This window comes from Streptomyces sp. NPDC004752 (assembly GCF_053601275.1).
In genome coordinates, this window is record NZ_JBSGBN010000029.1 from 1 (window position 1) to 15,930 (window position 15,930).

The window sequence follows — 15,930 nt, forward strand, 5'->3', positions numbered from 1 at the left end:
GCACCGCCGCCGTGCCGGCCTCGGCCCGCAGGATCCGGCCGAGGACCAGCCGGGCCCGTACGACATCGGCGGGGTTCGGGGTGGCCGGGCCGCCGGGCGTGCCCACCGCGGCCTCGGCCTGTTCCCGTGCGCGGCGCAGCGTCTCCGGGTCGGCCAGCTGCCGCCACTGGGCCAGCAGCCGTTCCGCCTCGGCCAGCGGCTCGGGGGTCACCAGGTCGGGCAGGTAGAAGCGCAGTACCCGGGCGGGGATGCGGGCGAACAGTTCGGCCTCGACGCCGCCCTGGGCGTCCTGCGCCCCGCCGTCGTCGGTGAGGCGGCCGGTGCCGGCGGCCGGGTCGTGGTCGGCGAGCCGGGCGGCGGCGAGCGCGGCGAAGTTGCGGGTGCCCTTGCCGAAGTGCCGTTCCACGTAGGCGGAGCAGTGCTTGAGGACGAGTCCGGCGGTGTCCTGGTCGAGGGAGGCGAGCAGCAGGTCCTGGAGCCCGCCGGGGTAGGCGAAGCAGGGCTGTTCCTCGGTGCCGGGCAGTTGCCTGAGCAGACCGCCGAGCAGCACTTCGGCGAGTTCCGCGGGGCCGGTGTCCGGGAGCATGGCGCGCTGGACCAGCTGCATCACGGGCAGGGTGAGCGGGGCCGCCGCCAGGTAGACGGCGAGGCGCAGCGCGCCGGGCGAGGCGGCGGCGCGGAAGGCGCGCAGGATCTCGTCGTCGCTGCGCGGGGCGGCGGTACCGGGCGCCGCCGGGGCGGCGGGCGTGGTCAGCCCGGCCCAGGCGCGTTCGCTGGTCGGGCCGGTGCCGGACAGCAGCCGGGCCCAGGCCGCGAACGCCTCCGGCGTCGGCTGGAGCACCGGCACCGGCCGGGCGTCGGCGGCCGGTTCGTCCCAGGGTTCCTCGTCCGGCACGAACCCGGTCCGGCCACCCGGTTCGCCCGAGCGGACCAGTCGGCCCGGTTCGGCGGGGAACGTGGTGCGGCTCCACAGGCGGGGCGGCAGCGGCTGTACGACGGCCAGCGGCGCGGTACGCGGCCAGCCGTGCAGCAGCCGCTGCGCGGTGCCGTTCTGCCACAGCGGTCCCACACAGTCGCTGATCACGAGGGTGAGGTGGCGGCCGGTGGGGTCGTGCAGTTCGTCGGCCCTGCGCAGCCGGGTGTGCGCGCCGGGTCCGGCGGTGGTGCCGACCAGGGGGGTGCCGGAGTCGTCGCCGTACAGGTGGTGGACGCGGACGGAGGCGAAGGCGCCGGACTGCTGGCATGCCTGGCGCAGTTCCTCGACGAGCTGTCCCCACACGGCCATGGCGGGGCCCGTGTCCATGAGCAGTTGGACGTCGCAGCGGTGGCGGCGGCCGGGCCGGGTCACGGGCAGCAGTACGCCGCTCGCGGCGGCGCGGTCCGCGGTGGCCTCCTCGTCGACGTCCTCGTCGCGGGGGGTGTCGGTGGCGAACCGGTAGCGGCCGAGCGCTCTCAGCGCCTTCTCCAGGCCGAGCAGTCCGGGCAGGGCGCCGGCGGCGGGCGCGCGAACCGGGAAGACGGAGTGGGTGCCGTCGGCGAGGCCGTGCGGGGCGGCGCCTGCGGTGTGCAGGGGTACGGGGGCGGAGGGTACGTCCGTCGCGGGCCGCGCCGGAGCCTCGGGGGCCTGCGGCCGGGTCGCGGGTTTCGGGCCGGGGTCGGGTGGGTCCTGGGCCGGGGTGAACGGGGCCGGGCCGGGCACCGGGGGCGCGTCGCGGGGCGGGGCCGCGCCGAGCCGCTGGGCCAGCCAGACGGCGTCGGCGACGTCCTCCGCGGTGAGTTCGAGCCCGCCTCGACGCAGCCTGCCGATCAGCTCGTCCAGACGCATGCCGCGCATCCGGCCCTCACCTCGTACGGTCGAGCGGCTGCATGAGCATGTCCGCGATCCGCTCTCGGGTGAGGCGTTCCGCGCGCGCGGCGTGCTGGGTGAGGAAGAGGGCGTTGAGGAGCTGGTCCGCGGCGACCACCTCGCCCGGTTCGCGGTCCAGGAACCGGGCGATCAGATCGTGACCCGTGGTCACGCTGTCCTCGCCGAGGTGCGCCTCCACCATGGCGGTGAGCTGTTCCTCGCCGGGCGGCTCCAGTTCGAGCTGGATGCAGCGGCGCAGCAGGGGTGCCGGGAAGTCACGCTCGCCGTTGGAAGTCAGGACGATCACCGGGAAGGCGGTGCAGGCGACGCGTCCGCCGTGCACGGACACCCGCTCGCCGTCGTGGGTGAGCACCTGGACGACGGGTTCGCGGTCCGCGAGCCGCTCCAGCTCGGGGATCGCGAACTCGCCCTCCTCCAGGGTGTTCAGCAGGTCGTTGGGCAGGTCGAGGTCGCTCTTGTCCAGTTCGTCGATGAGCAGGACACGGGGCTGCTCGGCGGGGAGCAGGGCGGTGCCGAGCGGGCCGAGGCGGAGGTACGAACCGATGCCGGAGGCCGCCGCCGCGGTCCCTTCGGCGCCCTGGGCGCGTTCCAGCTGGACGTCCTGGAGGCGCCCGATCGCGTCGTACCGGTACAGGCCGTCGTGGAGCGCGGTGCGGCTGACGATCGGCCAGCGCAGCACCTTGCCGAGGCCGAGTTCGTGGGCGACCGCGTAGGCGAGGGTGGACTTGCCGGTGCCCGGGTTGCCGGTGACGAGGAGCGGGCGGCGCAGGTAGAGCGCGGCGTTGACAGCGTCGACCTCGGCGGGCCGGGGGGCGTAGTTCTCGACCAGACGGCGGCGCACGCCCAGCCGACGGGCGCTGCTGGAGTCCTCCGGGCCGGACTCCGGCCCGTCCTGGGCGGCCGCGAAGTCGCGCCAGGGCGGCGGCGGGGGTAGCCGCTCCACTCCGTCGTGCGGCTGCCCCACTCCGCGGTAGATCCGCCAGTCGTTCACCATGGGCTCCTCCCGGCTCCGGTGATCAGGCTGCGGGCCCGGCCGTTCGACGTATGACGTTACCGCCAGGCGGCCGTGCCTGCCGAGCTTCGAGGGCGCCCGATGTGAATTCCCGGTCCGTGAACGCCCTTGTGGTGCAGCTGGGTTGACGGGGTGTCCGATGGGGGGCGGTCAGCCGCCGGGGGCGGCCAGGGGTGGCGGTCGCATGGGCTCCGTTCCGTACGGGGTGCGGTCCGGTGGGTCGAAGAGCACGGCCAGTTTGCCGCGCAGTCCCTGGGCGCGCACGGTGTCGGGGTCGGCGAGCCGGATGCGCAGATCGCGGACATGGCCGTGCAGCCCGTCCGCCCCTTCGGCGAGTCCCAGCAGGTCGGCGGCCTGCCGGTGGAAGGCCCGGCACTCCTCGTGGTCATGCCGGTCCCGGCGCCACAGCACCACGGAGTGGCCGGCCATGAGCGCGTACTTCATGGCCACCTGGCCCTCGCCGCTGCCGACCGGGCCGCAGTAGACCGGTACACAGCCGTTGCCCAGCGCCGACAGCCGGCCGTAGACGGCGTACTCACCCTCGGTACGACCGCCGGGCGGGTGTCCGTCGGCCGGTGCCTCGCCGCGCAGCGGCTGGTGGGAGAGCGGGCCGCGGGCCGTGCCCCGCCACCGTTTGAGCCACTCCGGCGAGGGTCTCCTGGCGTTGCGCCGCACGTCGCGGATGACGACGGTCCGGCGCAGCCCGAGCGGCATGGCGCGCTCGTCGGGATCGTCGGAATCGACGGAATCGACGGAATCGACGGAATCGACGGAATCGACGAGACCGGCGGAACCGGCGGGATCATCGCCGTTCGCGTCCGCGGTGCCGTCGGGGGCGAGTCCCCAGTCGTCCACGGGCAGGTCGAACAGGCGGCGCGGCAGGAACACCTCGACCGCGGCCAGGTGCTCGCCGTGGTCGCCCTGGCTGAGCGCGCGGGCCAGCGGCTCGCGCAGGACGGCGGACAGCTCGTCGGCGCGTACCCCGCGGTCGTCCCCGGCCACGGGCGTGATGTCCTGGCCGTCGTAGATGAGCTGGACGCTCCACGGGTGACGGTCGCCGTACACCGGTTCGCCGACCTTGACGAGGACGTCGGTGCGGGCCGCGGACGGCTCCGCGGGGTGCGCGGCGGCCGGGTCGAGGAGGCCGTCGAGGATGCCGTGGATGGCCTCGCCGACCGCCCAGTACTCGTGCCGGTCGGCCTGTTCGGTGATCCAGTCGGCGAAGACCCGCAGCCGTTCCGGGTCCACCTCGTCGGGGCGTTTTTGGACGGTGTACCGGGCCACCCACGCCGCGTACAGCAGGACGGCGTCGAGGTCGACCAGGGCTCCGCCGGCGGCTTGCCCCGGTGCGCGCAGTCCGTACAGCAGTCCACCGCCCTCGCGCCAGCTGCACGGCTCGTGGACGATCAGGGAGCGGTGCCGGCTGTTCAGTACCCGGGCCCTGACCTCCTCCACGAGGTGGACGACCTCGCCGGGCCCGGTCGGCGGCGGGAGGTGCGCGAGGTGGCCATAGAGCCGGGCCCGCAGTTCGGGGGTGATCCCGGAGCCCTCGTAGCCGGGCAGACCGGTCTGCGCCGCGGGCCAGTGCGCGTACTCCGCCGGATCGTCGAGGAGGGCGAGGTGGTGCAGGTCGTGGGCGCGCAGGACCTCGTGCACCAGCTCGCCGCCGCGTACGCCCAGCAGGTCGCGCAGTGCGGTGATCGGGACGGCGGCGCCCTCGTCCCGGCCGCGGCCCTTGATCATGCCGATGACCGCGCCGTAGCGCCGGTCGATCACGGGCCCGCCGGACAGTCCCTCGAACGGCAGGCTGCCGTTGATCAGCAGTGCCCCGCCGTCCGAGCCGACCGCCTCGCCGACGCCGTGCCGCACGCCCAGCTCGCCGGTCCTGCGGGACCAGCCGTGCAGGCTGATCGGGGCCGGGGTGCTGGGCTCCCGGTCGCTCAGCCACAGGCACCGCGCGTCCTCGGCGCCCGGCACCCGGACCAGCGCGATGTCCGGAAGCCGCCAGCGGTCGCCCGCGGTGTCGGGGTTCTCCGGGCGCGGTTCGGCGAGGACCACCATGCCGGTCGCGGTCCGCTCCCGACGGGCGCCGACGGCGCTGCGGCCCTCCCAGGAGACGCCCACGACCCTCTCGCCTCGCCACACCGCAGGTCCCCCCTTCCCCACGACATGAGCGCAGGTCAGCAGCCAGCCCGGGGCTATGAAGAAGCCTGATCCCCAGTACTCGTCACGGTCGGTTGCATACCCGTCGTCCGGTGCGCCGATGCGTACGAGCGAGGGGCGCACCAACTCGTCGAAGGCGCTCATTCCGGGTCGGGGGCCGGGGAACCGGTCGCCGCGCCTGTGCGCCGGTCCGTCGCCGGATCGGTCCCCGGCCCGTCCCCCACCGGTTCGGTCCAGGTCAGGGACACATTCAGGGAGGATGTGCCGCCGCCCTCGGCGATAGCGCTCACGATCTTGCCCGACTGCGCCGTCAGTTCGATTCCGAAGCTGACGGACACCTCGACGGGCTCGGTGGTGTCCAGACCGGCGCGCAGGGAGCGCACGACGCCCCCGACCGTGCCGGCCAGTCCCCCTGCCATGTCGACGATCCGGCCCCCGAACCCGGTGTCCCGGTACCCGTCGTCCGGCCCGGCGTCGTCCGCCGCGCCGATCCTGGCCCAGACGACGGTTCCGTCGTCGAGCCGTATCTGTTCCACTCCCCCGGCCATGTCGCCCCCGTTCGCCTGATGGGAGGAGAAGGCTAACTCCCGATGCGGACGAGCGGGAGGGGCAACGATTCGCCAGGCGTGGCGAACGGCCGTATCAGGACGGCCCGTTGGGGCTGCCGGGCTATGCGTCGTCGGCGTCGTCCTCGTCGTCGAGCCGGGCCAGCCAGGTCGCCAGCCGCTCGACGGGGACCTCGAAGTCCGGGTTGAGGTCCACGAACGTACGCAACTGCTCGGCAAGCCACTCGAAGGTGACCTCTTCCTCGCCGCGCCGCTTCTCCAGTTCCTCGATGCCGCGGTCGGTGAAGTACATGGGAACGTCTCTCCTGCGGATATGTGTGCACTCGGGCTCCTGCGCACAGCCTATGCAACCCGCGGGGCCACGGATCCCCGAGCGGACTCGGACCCGGGTCACCGCGCCCGCACCCGTCGTCCCGCGCGGCCGCTCCCACCCCCCTCGGGTCACCGCACCTGACCCTCTCGGGTCACCACGCCCGCCTCCTCGGGTCACCGCACCCGATCGCTCAGGGCGCCGCGCCCGATCACTCAGGGCGCCGTGCCTGGTCGCTCGGGTCGACGGCGCGGGCGAGCCGCCGCGTACGCCGGCCCGAGCGCCCCGTGCTCCAGGAACAGCGCCCCCGCGGTCGGGGCCCAGGCCATCCGCCCATCCGTCCGTCTATGAGCGTCTCGCCATGAGCGTCTTGACTTTCCACGACCACGATATATCGTGTTTCATGGAAGACGCGATATGGCGCGTCGCGTTTCCGTCGAGGAGGTCAGCACCATGTCCGAGTGGTCCGTCACAGAGCCGACGAAGCTCACCTTCGACGACCCCGTGCGCGATCTGCACGTGCGCATCGTCAACGGAACAGTCAACGTCGTGGGCACGGACGAGGGTTCCGCCCGGCTGCAGGTCTCGGGGATCGAGGGCCCGCCCCTGGTGGTCACCCAGGAGGGCGGCACACTCACGGTGGCGTACGAGGACCTGCCCTGGAAGGGCTTCCTCAAGTGGCTGGACCGCAAGGGCTGGCGGCGCAGCGCGGTCGTCTCGCTCGCGGTCCCGGCGGACACCCGCGTGGAGGTGGGCGTGGTCGGCGCCGGCGCCGTGGTCTCGGGGATCCGCGGCGCCTCGGTGGTCAAGGGCGTCACCGGTGACACGACACTCGTCGCCCTGTCCGGCCCGGTCCGGGCGGACACGGTCTCGGGCAGCCTGGAGGCCCAGTCCGTCACCGGCGATCTGCGGTTCAACTCCGTCTCCGGCAACCTGACCGTCGTCGAGGGCTCGGGCTCCTCGGTGCGCGCCGACTCCGTCAGCGGATCCATGATCCTCGACCTCGATCCGGACGGTCCTACCGACGTCCGGCTGACCAGCATCTCCGGTGAGATCGCCATCCGGCTGCCGCACCCGGCGGACGCGGAGGTGGAGGCGAACACGGCGAGCGGCACGATCTCCAACGCCTTCGACGGCCTACGGGTGCACGGCCAGTGGGGCGCTCACAAGATCACCGGCCGTCTCGGCGCGGGCAACGGAAAGCTCCGGGCCAGCACGGTCTCCGGATCGATCGCCCTGTTGCGCCGCCCGGCGAAGGAGGACGAGGGCACCGTCTGGAGGGACACCGAGCCGGATCCGGCCGCGCCCCGGCACGCGTCGGGGGACAATTCCGCTTCCGGCCCGGCAGCCGACGCGACGAGCGCCCCGGCCGACGGCACGACCGACAAGAAGGTGCTCTGACATGCCTCCCGTCTTCGCCCACGGCCGCCTCCGTCTCTACCTGCTCAAGCTGCTCGACGAGGCCCCACGCCACGGCTACGAGGTGATCCGCCTCCTCGAAGAGCGCTTCCAGGGGCTGTACGCCCCGTCGGCGGGCACTGTCTACCCCCGGTTGGCCAAGCTGGAGGCCGAGGGTCTGGTCACGCACACCACCGAGGGCGGCCGCAAGGTGTACGCCATCACGGACGCGGGCCGCGCCGAACTGGCCGACCGCAGCGGGGAACTGGCCGACCTGGAGCTGGAGATCCGCGAGTCGGTCGCGGAACTCGCCGCCGAGATCCGGGCCGATGTGCGCGGCGCGGCGGGCGATCTGCGGCGCGAGATGCGGGCCGCCGCCTCCGAGGCCCGGCGCGGCACCGGCACCCGCGCCGCCGAGCAGGGCCCCTTCGGTGAGTACGGCGAGCCCGGCGACAAGGATGCCTGGCGCGCCGCCAAGGACGAGATGCGCCGTGTCAAGCAGGAGTGGAAGGAGCAGGCACGGCGCGCCAAGGACGAGAGCCGCAGAGCCCGCGAGGAGGCCCAGCGGGCGCGGCACCAGGCCCAGGAGGCCCAGGCGCGGGCGCGGGCACAGGCCCAGGAGGAGGTGCAGCGGATCGCCCAGCGGGTCCAGGAGCATGTGCAGGACCACTTCACGCGCGGCGACTGGCCCACGGGGGTGCGCGAGGGCCTGAGCGAACTCGCCAAGGAGTTCGGCGAGTTCGGCAAGGACTTCGGCTTCGGCCGCGGCGGCGCGGGAGCGGGGCCCGATCAGGGACCCAGGGCGGAGGCCCGCAAGGCCGCGCCCGCTCCGGAGTACGCGCAGACACCGGAGGACTTCCCCGCCGACTACGAACCGGCCTGGGCCCATGAGGACACCAGCGGCGATCCGGCCCGTGACCTGGACCGTCTCCTCGACCGCTTCCGGGACGACATCCGGGACGCGGCCCGCGACCACGGTGTCACGACCGACCAGTTGCGGGACACCCGCCGCCATCTCTCGACGGCGGCGGCCCACATCGGTGTGATCCTCCGCGGGCCACGACCCTGACCACCCGACCCTGACCGCCCGGCACCGTACGCCGCGGCACCGCACGCCGCGCTTCCCCGTGCCCGACACCCTCGTCCGGCGCGGGCCGGGGAAGCCCGCTCAGGACGCCTTCGTCTCTCCACCGCCGTACAGCACCCGCGTCACGGATTCATATGTCACGCCGTGATCGGCGAGGATCTCGGCGGGTACGCCGGGGCAGACGGTCAGCGCGATGAGGATGTGCTCATCGCCGATGCGCCGGTCACGGCGGCCAACGGCGGTGCGCAGCGCCCGTTCGAGGACATCCTTGGCGCCCCGGCTGAAGGGGCGGTGGCCGGACCACCAGCCGCTGCCCCCGCGGTCGCCGGACATCGCCCCGACGCCGTGCGTCTCCTCGATCCGGTGGACGATCTCGGTGACATCGATGCCCAGCCCGGCGAGCGCGTCCTCGTCCGCCCGGGTGAGACCGCCCCGCCGCCGCGCCTCGCCGAGCGCGTTGCGCACGCACTCCCCGCGGTCGGCGAGGCCCAGCGCGGCCAACGCGAAGGAGGCGCGACTCCCCTCGCGATCGAGCAGCGCGAGGAGCATATGGCCGGTGTCGATGGACCGCGCCCCCTCGCGCTCACCATGCTCCACGGCGCCGCGCACCACCTCACGGGCATGCCTCGTGAACCGTTCGAACATCACTGCCTCCCGTACTTCTTGTGCACGGCCTGCCTGCTGACGCCGAGTTCGGCGGCGATCTCCTGCCACGACCAGCCCTGGTCGCGGGCGTTGCGCACCTGCACGGCCTCCAGCTGCTCCAGCAGCCTGCGCAGGGCGGCAACGGCCCGCAGCCCGACCCGCGGGTCGCGGTCGCCCGCGCGCTCGGCGAGATTGGTTGCCTCGGTCATGACGTCAACCTACGTTGACACGAGAGCCATGTCAACCTTGGTTGACATAAGCCGACGGCCGACCCGGGAGCCGGGTCGGCCGTCGGTGCGGCAGGGGCGCCGCGGTCAGCCGTTGGTGAGCACGATCTTCCCGAACTGGCCGCCGGATTCCAGCCGTTCGAAGCCCTCGCGGGCGCGGTCCAGCGGCAGCACCTCGTCGATGACGGGGCGTACGCCGGTGGCGGCGCAGAAGGACAGCAGGTCCTCCAGCTCCTCCTTGGTGCCCATGGTCGAGCCGACGATCTTTAGCTCCAGGAAGAAGATCCGGGTCAGCTCGGCGTGGGACGGCCGGTCGCCGCTGGTGGCACCGGAGATGACGATCGTGCCGCCGGGCCGCAGCGACTTGACCGAGTGGGACCAGGTGGCGGCGCCGACGGTCTCGATGACGGCGTCCACCCGCTGCGGCAGCCGCGCCCCCGACTCCACCGCCTCGACGGCCCCGAGCTCCAGGGCCCGCTTGCGCTTCGCCTCGTCACGGCTGGTGGCGAAGACACGCAGCCCCGCCGCCTTGCCGAGCACGATCGCGGCCGTGGCCACGCCGCCGCCCGCGCCCTGCACGAGAACCGAATCACCCGGCCGCACCCCGGCGTTGGTGAAGAGCATGCGGTACGCCGTCAACCAGGCCGTGGGCAGACAGGCGGCCTCCTCGAAGGACAGCTCCTTGGGCTTCGGCAGGATATTCCAGGTGGGCACGGCGACCTGCTCGGCGAAGGTGCCCTGGTAGCGCTCGGTGAGAATGGAGCGGGGTTCCTTGGGGCCGACGCCGTGGCCGGTCTGGCCGATGACGGAGTGCAGGACGACCTCGTTGCCGTCCTCGTCGACGCCGGCGGCGTCGCAGCCGAGGATCATCGGCAGCCGGTCCTCCGGAAGACCGACGCCCCGGAGCGACCACAGGTCATGATGGTTGAGGGAGGCGGCCCGGACGTCGACGGTGCTCCAGCCGGGGCGGGCCTCGGGGACCGGGCGTTCCCCCGACTCAAGGCCGGAGAGCGGCTGGTCGCGGTCGATTCGGGTGGCGTAGACAGCGAACATGGGCTCGACGATAGGTTCCCCGGCCCACCGGCGGAACCAGGCGGGCCTGTGACACACGCCCTCTTGTGTCCCGGACGGGCCGGAACCGGCGCCGTCACGGCCCCGTCCGAACGGACAGGACCATGACGAGGTCACCCACAACGGAGCCGGCAGCCCCAGGCCACCGGCAAGCGATCACCGACGGTCCGTCACCGACGCGAAGTCAGCGGCGCACGGGCACCGCCGGTCCGTCACAAACCCACCAGCACCGACGCACCCGCACAGCCCGCCCATGCCGACCCACCACCGCACCCGCACAGCCCGCCCGTACGGGCCCACCGCCGCAGGCTCACCGACACGGGCCCACCAACTCGGGCTCATCTGCGGGCGATGTCCTCGGCCAGGACCGCGGCGGCAGCCATCGCCAACGCCTCCGCCGCCGCGAGCTTCATCCCCTCAGTGACCCGAGAGGCCCGCACCCACAGGCGCACCCGCACAGCCCGCCCGCGCGGGCCCACCGGCACGGGCCCCCAACGCAGACCCACCGCCGCAGACCCACCGACACGGGCCCACCACCGCAGACCCACCGACTCGGGCTCACCTGCGGGCGACGCCCTCGGCCCGGGCCGCGGCGGCCACCGCCGCCGTCACCGCGGGGGCGACCCGCTCATCGAACGGCGAGGGAATGACATAGTCAGCGGCAAGATCGTCACCGACCACCGCCGCCAACGCCTCCGCCGCCGCGAGCTTCATCCCCTCAGTGACCCGAGAGGCCCGCACCCACAGGCGCACCCGCACAGCCCGCCCGCGCGGGCCCACCGGCACGGGCCCCCAACGCAGACCCACCGCCGCAGACCCACCGACACGGGCCCACCGCCGCAGACCCACCGACTCGGGCTCACCTGCGGGCGACGCCCTCGGCCCGGGCCGCGGCGGCCACCGCCGCCGTCACCGCGGGGGCGACCCGCTCATCGAACGGCGAGGGAATGACATAGTCAGCGGCAAGATCGTCACCGACCACCGCCGCCAACGCCTCCGCCGCCGCGAGCTTCATCCCCTCGGTGATCCGAGAGGCCCGCACCTGCAGTGCGCCCGCGAAGATGCCGGGGAACGCCAGCACGTTGTTGATCTGGTTCGGGAAGTCCGACCGGCCGGTCGCGACGACCGCCGCGTACTTGTGGGCGACGTCCGGGTGCACCTCGGGATCCGGGTTGGCCATGGCGAACACGAAGGCGCCCGCCGCCATCGAGGCCACCGCCGCCTCCGGGACCGTACCGCCGGAGACGCCGATGAAGACGTCCGCGCCGTCCAGTGCGTCCTCCAGCGAGCCCGAGATGCCCGCCTTGTTGGTGAACCCGGCCAGCTCCCGCTTGACCGGCGTCAGGTCGTCCCGGTCGGCCGACACGACGCCCTTGCGGTCGGCCACCGCGACATCCCCGATCCCGGCCTCGACCAGCATCCTGGCGATGGCGACACCGGCCGCCCCGGCGCCCGAGATGACGGCCCGCAGATCGCCGACGGACCGCCCGCTCAGCCGCGCCGCGTTACGCAGCGCGGCCAGCGTCACGACCGCCGTCCCATGCTGATCGTCGTGGAAGACGGGGATGTCGAGCCGCTCCTGGAGCCTGCGCTCGATCTCGAAGCACCGCGGCGCCGAGATGTCCTCCAGGTTCACCCCGCCGAAGGACGGGGCGAGGCGGACCACGGTCTCCACGATCTCGTCGGTGTCCGTGCAGTCGAGCGCGATCGGCACCGCGTCCACCCCGCCGAACTGCTTGAACAGGATCGCCTTCCCCTCCATCACCGGAAGGGATGCCAGGGGACCGATGTCCCCGAGCCCGAGGACGGCCGTGCCGTCGGTGACGACGGCCACCACGGACGACTTCCACGTGTAGTCGTTGACCAGCTCGGGCTGCTCCGCGATCGCGGTGCACACGCGCGCGACGCCGGGCGTATAGGCGAGGGACAGGTCTTCCTTGTCGCGGACCGGCACGGTGGCCTGCACGGCCATCTTGCCGCCGCGGTGAAGAGCGAAGGCCGGGTCGAAGGAATCGAGGGGCTCGGCCCCGCCGTCCTGGTCGGCACTGCTGTCGCTGCGAGGATTGACGATCTCCGCTGCCACTTGTTTACCCCTTCAGTGTTCATGGTGTGAGGGTGGGGCCACTCCTGGTGAAGAGTGGACGGGACCGCATATGACCCGATTTGACCGTTACGTACGGGTCGTACGCGATGGGGCGCGCCGCACACGCGCCCTGAGCCCCGGATGAGGGGTGTAAAGCACCTTCTTACCCGACGAACGGCACCAACGACGAGTCCAATAGGTCCAAGGTCACACCGTGCGGCACGACGGCCACGCTCCGGTGACGTGCAGGCCGCGCCCCGTTCGCCTGCACGACGACCGACACCGGGCAAGCATCGACCACATGGTGAGATGTGCCGTAGATATTCCGGTCGGTACCGGGAAATTCCGCAGACGGTCCGGCTGGATGTACCGACCTGGGCGGTTCGGGGATCACCCGTTATCCGATTTTGACATAGCGGGTCGCCTGATCGGCGTAGCCCGAATGGCAAGATGCGTTAACCCACGAGGTCGCGGACACCTGAAGGTGTGTGGTCTCGTCGACCCATCGGCATCGCATCGCCACCCATCCGCCGGAGGAACCCCATGACCGCTCGCTCCACCCGTCGCACGACCGCCGCGCACTCCCGGCTAGCAGCGGTCGGTGCGATCGCGGTCGCAGGCGCCGTACTCCTCGCCGGCTGCGGTGACCAGACCGACAAGGGCGGCAGCGGCTCCGGCAACTCCTCCTCCTCGGCGCCGCTCGCCGACAAGCTCCCCAAGGACATCCGTGCGGCGGGCGTCATCAAGGTGGGCTCGGACATCGCGTACCCGCCGGTCGAGTACATGGAGGGCGGCAAGGCCACCGGCATCGACCCGGACATCGCGGACGCCCTCGGCAAGCAGCTGGGGGTGCGGTTCGAGTTCCAGAACGGCAAGTTCGACAACCTCGTCGTCGGCCTTCAGGCCAAGCGGTTCAACGTGATCATGTCGGCGATGAACGACACCAAGGACCGCCAGAACGGCATCAACTCGGACAACGGCCAGAAGGTCGGGGAGGGCGTCGACTTCGTGGACTACTTCACGGCCGGCACCTCGATCCTCGTCCAGAAGGGCAACCCGAAGGGCATCAAGACGCTGGACGACCTGTGCGGCCGGGTCGTGGCCCTGCAGAAGGGCACCACGTCCGAGGGCATCGCCAAGGTGCAGACCAAGAAGTGTACGCAGGACGGCAAGAAGGCGATCACGCTACAGACCTTCGACACCGACCCCGAGGCCCTGCTCCGCCTCAAGCAGGGCGCGTCGGTGGCGGACCTGAACGACTTCCCGGTGGCCGCCTACAACGCCAAGACCTCCGGCGGCGGCAAGGACTTCGAGGTCATCGGCGATCAGATCGAGGCCGGCCCGTACGGCATCGGCGTCAGCAAGGAGAGCACCCAGCTGCGCGACGCCCTCCAGGCGGCGATGAGCGCCATCATCAAGAACGGCGAGTACGCCAAGATCATGGAGAAGTGGAACGTCACGGCCGGCGGGGTGACCGAGGCGAAGATCAACGGCGGTTCCTGAGCGTCCTGAACGTCCCGAGTGACTGAAGGGCAGCCTCCGTGTCTGACACCGTCGACAAGATTCCCGCCCCACCCGTGCCACCCGTTCCACCGGAACAGATCAAGGCCATCCCCGTGCGCCACTACGGCCGCTGGGTGGCCGGCGCGCTGGTCATCGCCGTCCTGGTGCTGATCGGCATGGCGTTCTCCAACGCGAAGATCAACTACAGCGTCATCCCGCAGTACCTGACGGACGGGACCATCCTGTCCGGGGCCTGGCACACCCTGTACATCTCCGTCCTCGCCATGGCGCTGGGCCTGGTCCTGGGCGTCGTCATCGCCGTGATGCGGATGTCGTCGAACCCGGTGACCAGCACGGTGGCCTGGTTCTACGTCTGGTTCTTCCGCGGCACCCCGGTCCTCGTCCAGCTGCTGCTCTGGTACAACATCTCGCTGGTGTTCCCCATCCTCAACCTGGGGTTCTACAAGAACGAGATGAACCAGGTCATGACGCCGTTCCTGACCGCACTGCTGGGCCTCGGCCTGAACGAGGCGGCGTACATGTCGGAGATCGTCCGGGCCGGCATCCAGTCGGTGGACCTGGGCCAGACGGAGGCGTCGCATGCGCTGGGCATGACCCAGGGCCAGACGCTGCGCCGGGTGATCCTCCCGCAGGCGATGCGGGTCATCGTCCCGCCGACCGGCAACGAGTTCATCAACATGCTGAAGACCTCCTCGCTCGCCTACGCGGTCCAGTTCAACGAGCTGATCAAGCGGGCCACGGACATCTCCAGCACCTCGCTCGCGGTCGTCGAGATGTACTTCGTGGCGTCGATCTGGTACTTGATCCTGACCACGGTGTTCAGCATCGTCCAGTACTACGTGGAACGCCGGTACGCCCGCGGCTCCTCGCGCAGCCTGCCGCCGACGCCGTTGCAGCGGCTCAGAAAGAACCTCCGCCTGTTCGGTTCGTTCCGCCGCCCGGAGGTGGCCCGATGAGCAGTCTCAGCAAGGACACCGGCATCGGGCACGGTCCGGCCGGCGGGCCGATGGTCAGGGCCGAGGGCGTGCATAAGTCCTTCGGGCTCTCGCACATCCTCAAGGGCATCGACCTGGAGGTGAACCCGCGCGAGGTGTTCTGCATCATCGGCCCCTCCGGCTCCGGCAAGTCCACCTTCCTGCGGTGCATCAACCACCTGGAGAAGATCAGCGCCGGCCGGCTGTACGTCGACGGCGACCTCGTCGGCTACCGGCAGCGCGGCGACAAGCTGTACGAGCTGAAGGAGCGGGAGGTCGCGGCGCAGCGGCGGAACATCGGCATGGTGTTCCAGCGCTTCAATCTGTTCCCGCACATGACGGCGCTGGAGAACGTCATGGAGGCACCGGTCCAGGTCAAGCGGGAATCCAAGGCCGTCGCCCGGGAGCGTGCGCAGCGGCTGCTCGACCGGGTGGGCCTCGGCGACCGCACCGGGCACTATCCGGCCCAGCTCTCCGGCGGCCAGCAGCAGCGGGTCGCCATCGCCCGCGCCCTGGCGATGGAGCCCAAGCTGATGCTGTTCGACGAGCCGACCTCGGCGCTCGACCCGGAGCTGGTCGGCGAGGTGCTCGACGTGATGCGGGACCTCGCCGAGGACGGCATGACGATGATCGTCGTGACGCATGAGATGGGCTTCGCCCGTGAGGTCGGGGACTCGTTGATGTTCATGGACGACGGCGTGGTGGTCGAGTCCGGCCACCCGCGCGAGGTGCTGACCAACCCCCAGCACGAACGCACAAGGTCCTTCCTGTCGAAGGTGCTGTAGCCCCGGCCGACCGAACCGGGGCGGCTACGACGGGCCCGCGCTGCCTCCAGGGACACGCGGGCCCGCGCCCTTGGCGTACCGCCGGCCGGCCCGTCGTATACGGCCGTGTAACGGCCGCCCCGGCGGGCGGGGTAGGGCGGCGGGGGGGGGACGGAGGCCCGGCGGTCGGCTGGGGGCGGTGCTGGGCGTGGGTGTGCGGGGGTCGGAGTGGGACAGCT

Annotated in this window: 14 protein-coding genes and 1 pseudogene; 5 read left to right on the forward strand and 10 right to left on the reverse strand. The window is 72.0% G+C overall.

What is annotated here, in order from left to right; genetic code table 11:
* The 5 genes from ACWEKM_RS14650 to ACWEKM_RS14670 form a co-directional block, all read right to left on the reverse strand.
* The coding region (locus ACWEKM_RS14650; protein ID WP_451621526.1) for an SAV_2336 N-terminal domain-related protein at positions 1-1,834 on the reverse strand (1,834 nt) is incomplete at its 3' end.
* Positions 1,835-1,841: 7 nt separating this feature from the next.
* On the reverse strand, positions 1,842-2,858 hold the full coding sequence (locus tag ACWEKM_RS14655) for an AAA family ATPase (protein ID WP_451621592.1): 1,017 nt from the start codon (positions 2,856-2,858) through the stop codon (positions 1,842-1,844).
* 171 nt (positions 2,859-3,029) lie between these two features.
* Positions 3,030-5,186 carry a VMAP-C domain-containing protein gene (locus ACWEKM_RS14660; RefSeq protein WP_451621527.1) on the reverse strand — a complete coding sequence of 719 codons (2,157 nt, stop codon included), beginning with the start codon at positions 5,184-5,186 and terminating at the stop codon, positions 3,030-3,032.
* Positions 5,183-5,590, reverse strand: a complete 408-nt coding sequence (locus ACWEKM_RS14665) for a CU044_2847 family protein (protein ID WP_451621528.1) — start codon at positions 5,588-5,590, stop codon at positions 5,183-5,185. Before ACWEKM_RS14665 ends, ACWEKM_RS14660 begins: the two co-directional genes overlap by 4 nt.
* A gap of 121 nt (positions 5,591-5,711) precedes the next feature.
* Positions 5,712-5,900: a DUF6104 family protein gene (locus tag ACWEKM_RS14670; protein ID WP_451621529.1), complete on the reverse strand. Its 189-nt coding sequence runs from the start codon at positions 5,898-5,900 to the stop codon at positions 5,712-5,714.
* A 471-nt stretch (positions 5,901-6,371) separates the two neighbouring features.
* On the opposite strand from ACWEKM_RS14670, the gene ACWEKM_RS14675 reads away from it, so the two are divergent.
* Together ACWEKM_RS14675 and ACWEKM_RS14680 are read left to right on the forward strand one after the other, a co-directional pair.
* A complete protein-coding gene (locus tag ACWEKM_RS14675) occupies positions 6,372-7,319 on the forward strand; it encodes a DUF4097 family beta strand repeat-containing protein (protein ID WP_451621530.1) in 948 nt (315 codons plus the stop codon).
* A gap of 1 nt (position 7,320) precedes the next feature.
* Positions 7,321-8,385, forward strand: a complete 1,065-nt coding sequence (locus tag ACWEKM_RS14680; protein WP_451621531.1) for a helix-turn-helix transcriptional regulator — start codon at positions 7,321-7,323, stop codon at positions 8,383-8,385.
* A 99-nt stretch (positions 8,386-8,484) separates the two neighbouring features.
* Here the strand turns inward: ACWEKM_RS14680 and ACWEKM_RS14685 are convergent, their stop codons facing one another.
* The 5 genes and pseudogenes from ACWEKM_RS14685 to ACWEKM_RS14705 form a co-directional block, all read right to left on the reverse strand.
* Entirely contained in the window at positions 8,485-9,048 is a 564-nt protein-coding gene (locus ACWEKM_RS14685) for a Clp protease N-terminal domain-containing protein (protein ID WP_451621532.1), read from the reverse strand.
* The gene (locus ACWEKM_RS14690) at positions 9,048-9,257 is read right to left on the reverse strand and encodes a helix-turn-helix domain-containing protein (protein ID WP_451621533.1); all 210 of its coding nucleotides are present in this window, start codon (positions 9,255-9,257) and stop codon (positions 9,048-9,050) included. The genes ACWEKM_RS14685 and ACWEKM_RS14690 overlap by 1 nt, the downstream gene beginning before the upstream one ends.
* Before the next feature lie 105 nt (positions 9,258-9,362).
* Positions 9,363-10,328: a zinc-binding dehydrogenase gene (locus ACWEKM_RS14695; protein WP_451621534.1), complete on the reverse strand. Its 966-nt coding sequence runs from the start codon at positions 10,326-10,328 to the stop codon at positions 9,363-9,365.
* Between the two features lie 576 nt (positions 10,329-10,904).
* A pseudogene (locus ACWEKM_RS14700) lies at positions 10,905-11,093 on the reverse strand (NAD-dependent malic enzyme); the annotation flags it as partial.
* A 112-nt stretch (positions 11,094-11,205) separates the two neighbouring features.
* Positions 11,206-12,429 carry an NAD(P)-dependent malic enzyme gene (locus ACWEKM_RS14705; RefSeq protein WP_451621535.1) on the reverse strand — a complete coding sequence of 408 codons (1,224 nt, stop codon included), beginning with the start codon at positions 12,427-12,429 and terminating at the stop codon, positions 11,206-11,208.
* 543 nt (positions 12,430-12,972) lie between these two features.
* Between ACWEKM_RS14705 and ACWEKM_RS14710 the strand changes: the two genes are divergently transcribed.
* The 3 genes from ACWEKM_RS14710 to ACWEKM_RS14720 are packed head-to-tail and all read left to right on the forward strand — an operon-like array spanning position 12,973 to position 15,712.
* Positions 12,973-13,932 (forward strand): ABC transporter substrate-binding protein, encoded by a 960-nt coding sequence (locus ACWEKM_RS14710; RefSeq protein WP_451621536.1) that lies wholly within the window; start codon positions 12,973-12,975, stop codon positions 13,930-13,932.
* A 38-nt stretch (positions 13,933-13,970) separates the two neighbouring features.
* Positions 13,971-14,909, forward strand: coding sequence for an amino acid ABC transporter permease (locus ACWEKM_RS14715; protein ID WP_451621537.1), 939 nt, complete (start codon positions 13,971-13,973; stop codon positions 14,907-14,909).
* Positions 14,906-15,712 carry an amino acid ABC transporter ATP-binding protein gene (locus ACWEKM_RS14720; protein WP_451621538.1) on the forward strand — a complete coding sequence of 269 codons (807 nt, stop codon included), beginning with the start codon at positions 14,906-14,908 and terminating at the stop codon, positions 15,710-15,712. Before ACWEKM_RS14715 ends, ACWEKM_RS14720 begins: the two co-directional genes overlap by 4 nt.
* Positions 15,713-15,930 lie beyond the last annotated feature (218 nt).

What these genes read in the sequence shown, in the direction of transcription:
- ACWEKM_RS14660 (WP_451621527.1), bottom strand. Translation starts at nt 5,186, where the DNA reads ATGAGCGCCTTCGACGAGTTGGTGCGCCCCTCGCTCGTACGCATCGGC.
- ACWEKM_RS14665 (WP_451621528.1), bottom strand. Translation starts at nt 5,590, where the DNA reads ATGGCCGGGGGAGTGGAACAGATACGGCTCGACGACGGAACCGTCGTC.
- ACWEKM_RS14670 (WP_451621529.1), bottom strand. Translation starts at nt 5,900, where the DNA reads ATGTACTTCACCGACCGCGGCATCGAGGAACTGGAGAAGCGGCGCGGC.
- ACWEKM_RS14675 (WP_451621530.1), top strand. Translation starts at nt 6,372, where the DNA reads ATGTCCGAGTGGTCCGTCACAGAGCCGACGAAGCTCACCTTCGACGAC.
- ACWEKM_RS14680 (WP_451621531.1), top strand. Translation starts at nt 7,321, where the DNA reads ATGCCTCCCGTCTTCGCCCACGGCCGCCTCCGTCTCTACCTGCTCAAG.
- ACWEKM_RS14685 (WP_451621532.1), bottom strand. Translation starts at nt 9,048, where the DNA reads ATGTTCGAACGGTTCACGAGGCATGCCCGTGAGGTGGTGCGCGGCGCC.
- ACWEKM_RS14690 (WP_451621533.1), bottom strand. Translation starts at nt 9,257, where the DNA reads ATGACCGAGGCAACCAATCTCGCCGAGCGCGCGGGCGACCGCGACCCG.
- ACWEKM_RS14695 (WP_451621534.1), bottom strand. Translation starts at nt 10,328, where the DNA reads ATGTTCGCTGTCTACGCCACCCGAATCGACCGCGACCAGCCGCTCTCC.
- ACWEKM_RS14710 (WP_451621536.1), top strand. Translation starts at nt 12,973, where the DNA reads ATGACCGCTCGCTCCACCCGTCGCACGACCGCCGCGCACTCCCGGCTA.
- ACWEKM_RS14720 (WP_451621538.1), top strand. Translation starts at nt 14,906, where the DNA reads ATGAGCAGTCTCAGCAAGGACACCGGCATCGGGCACGGTCCGGCCGGC.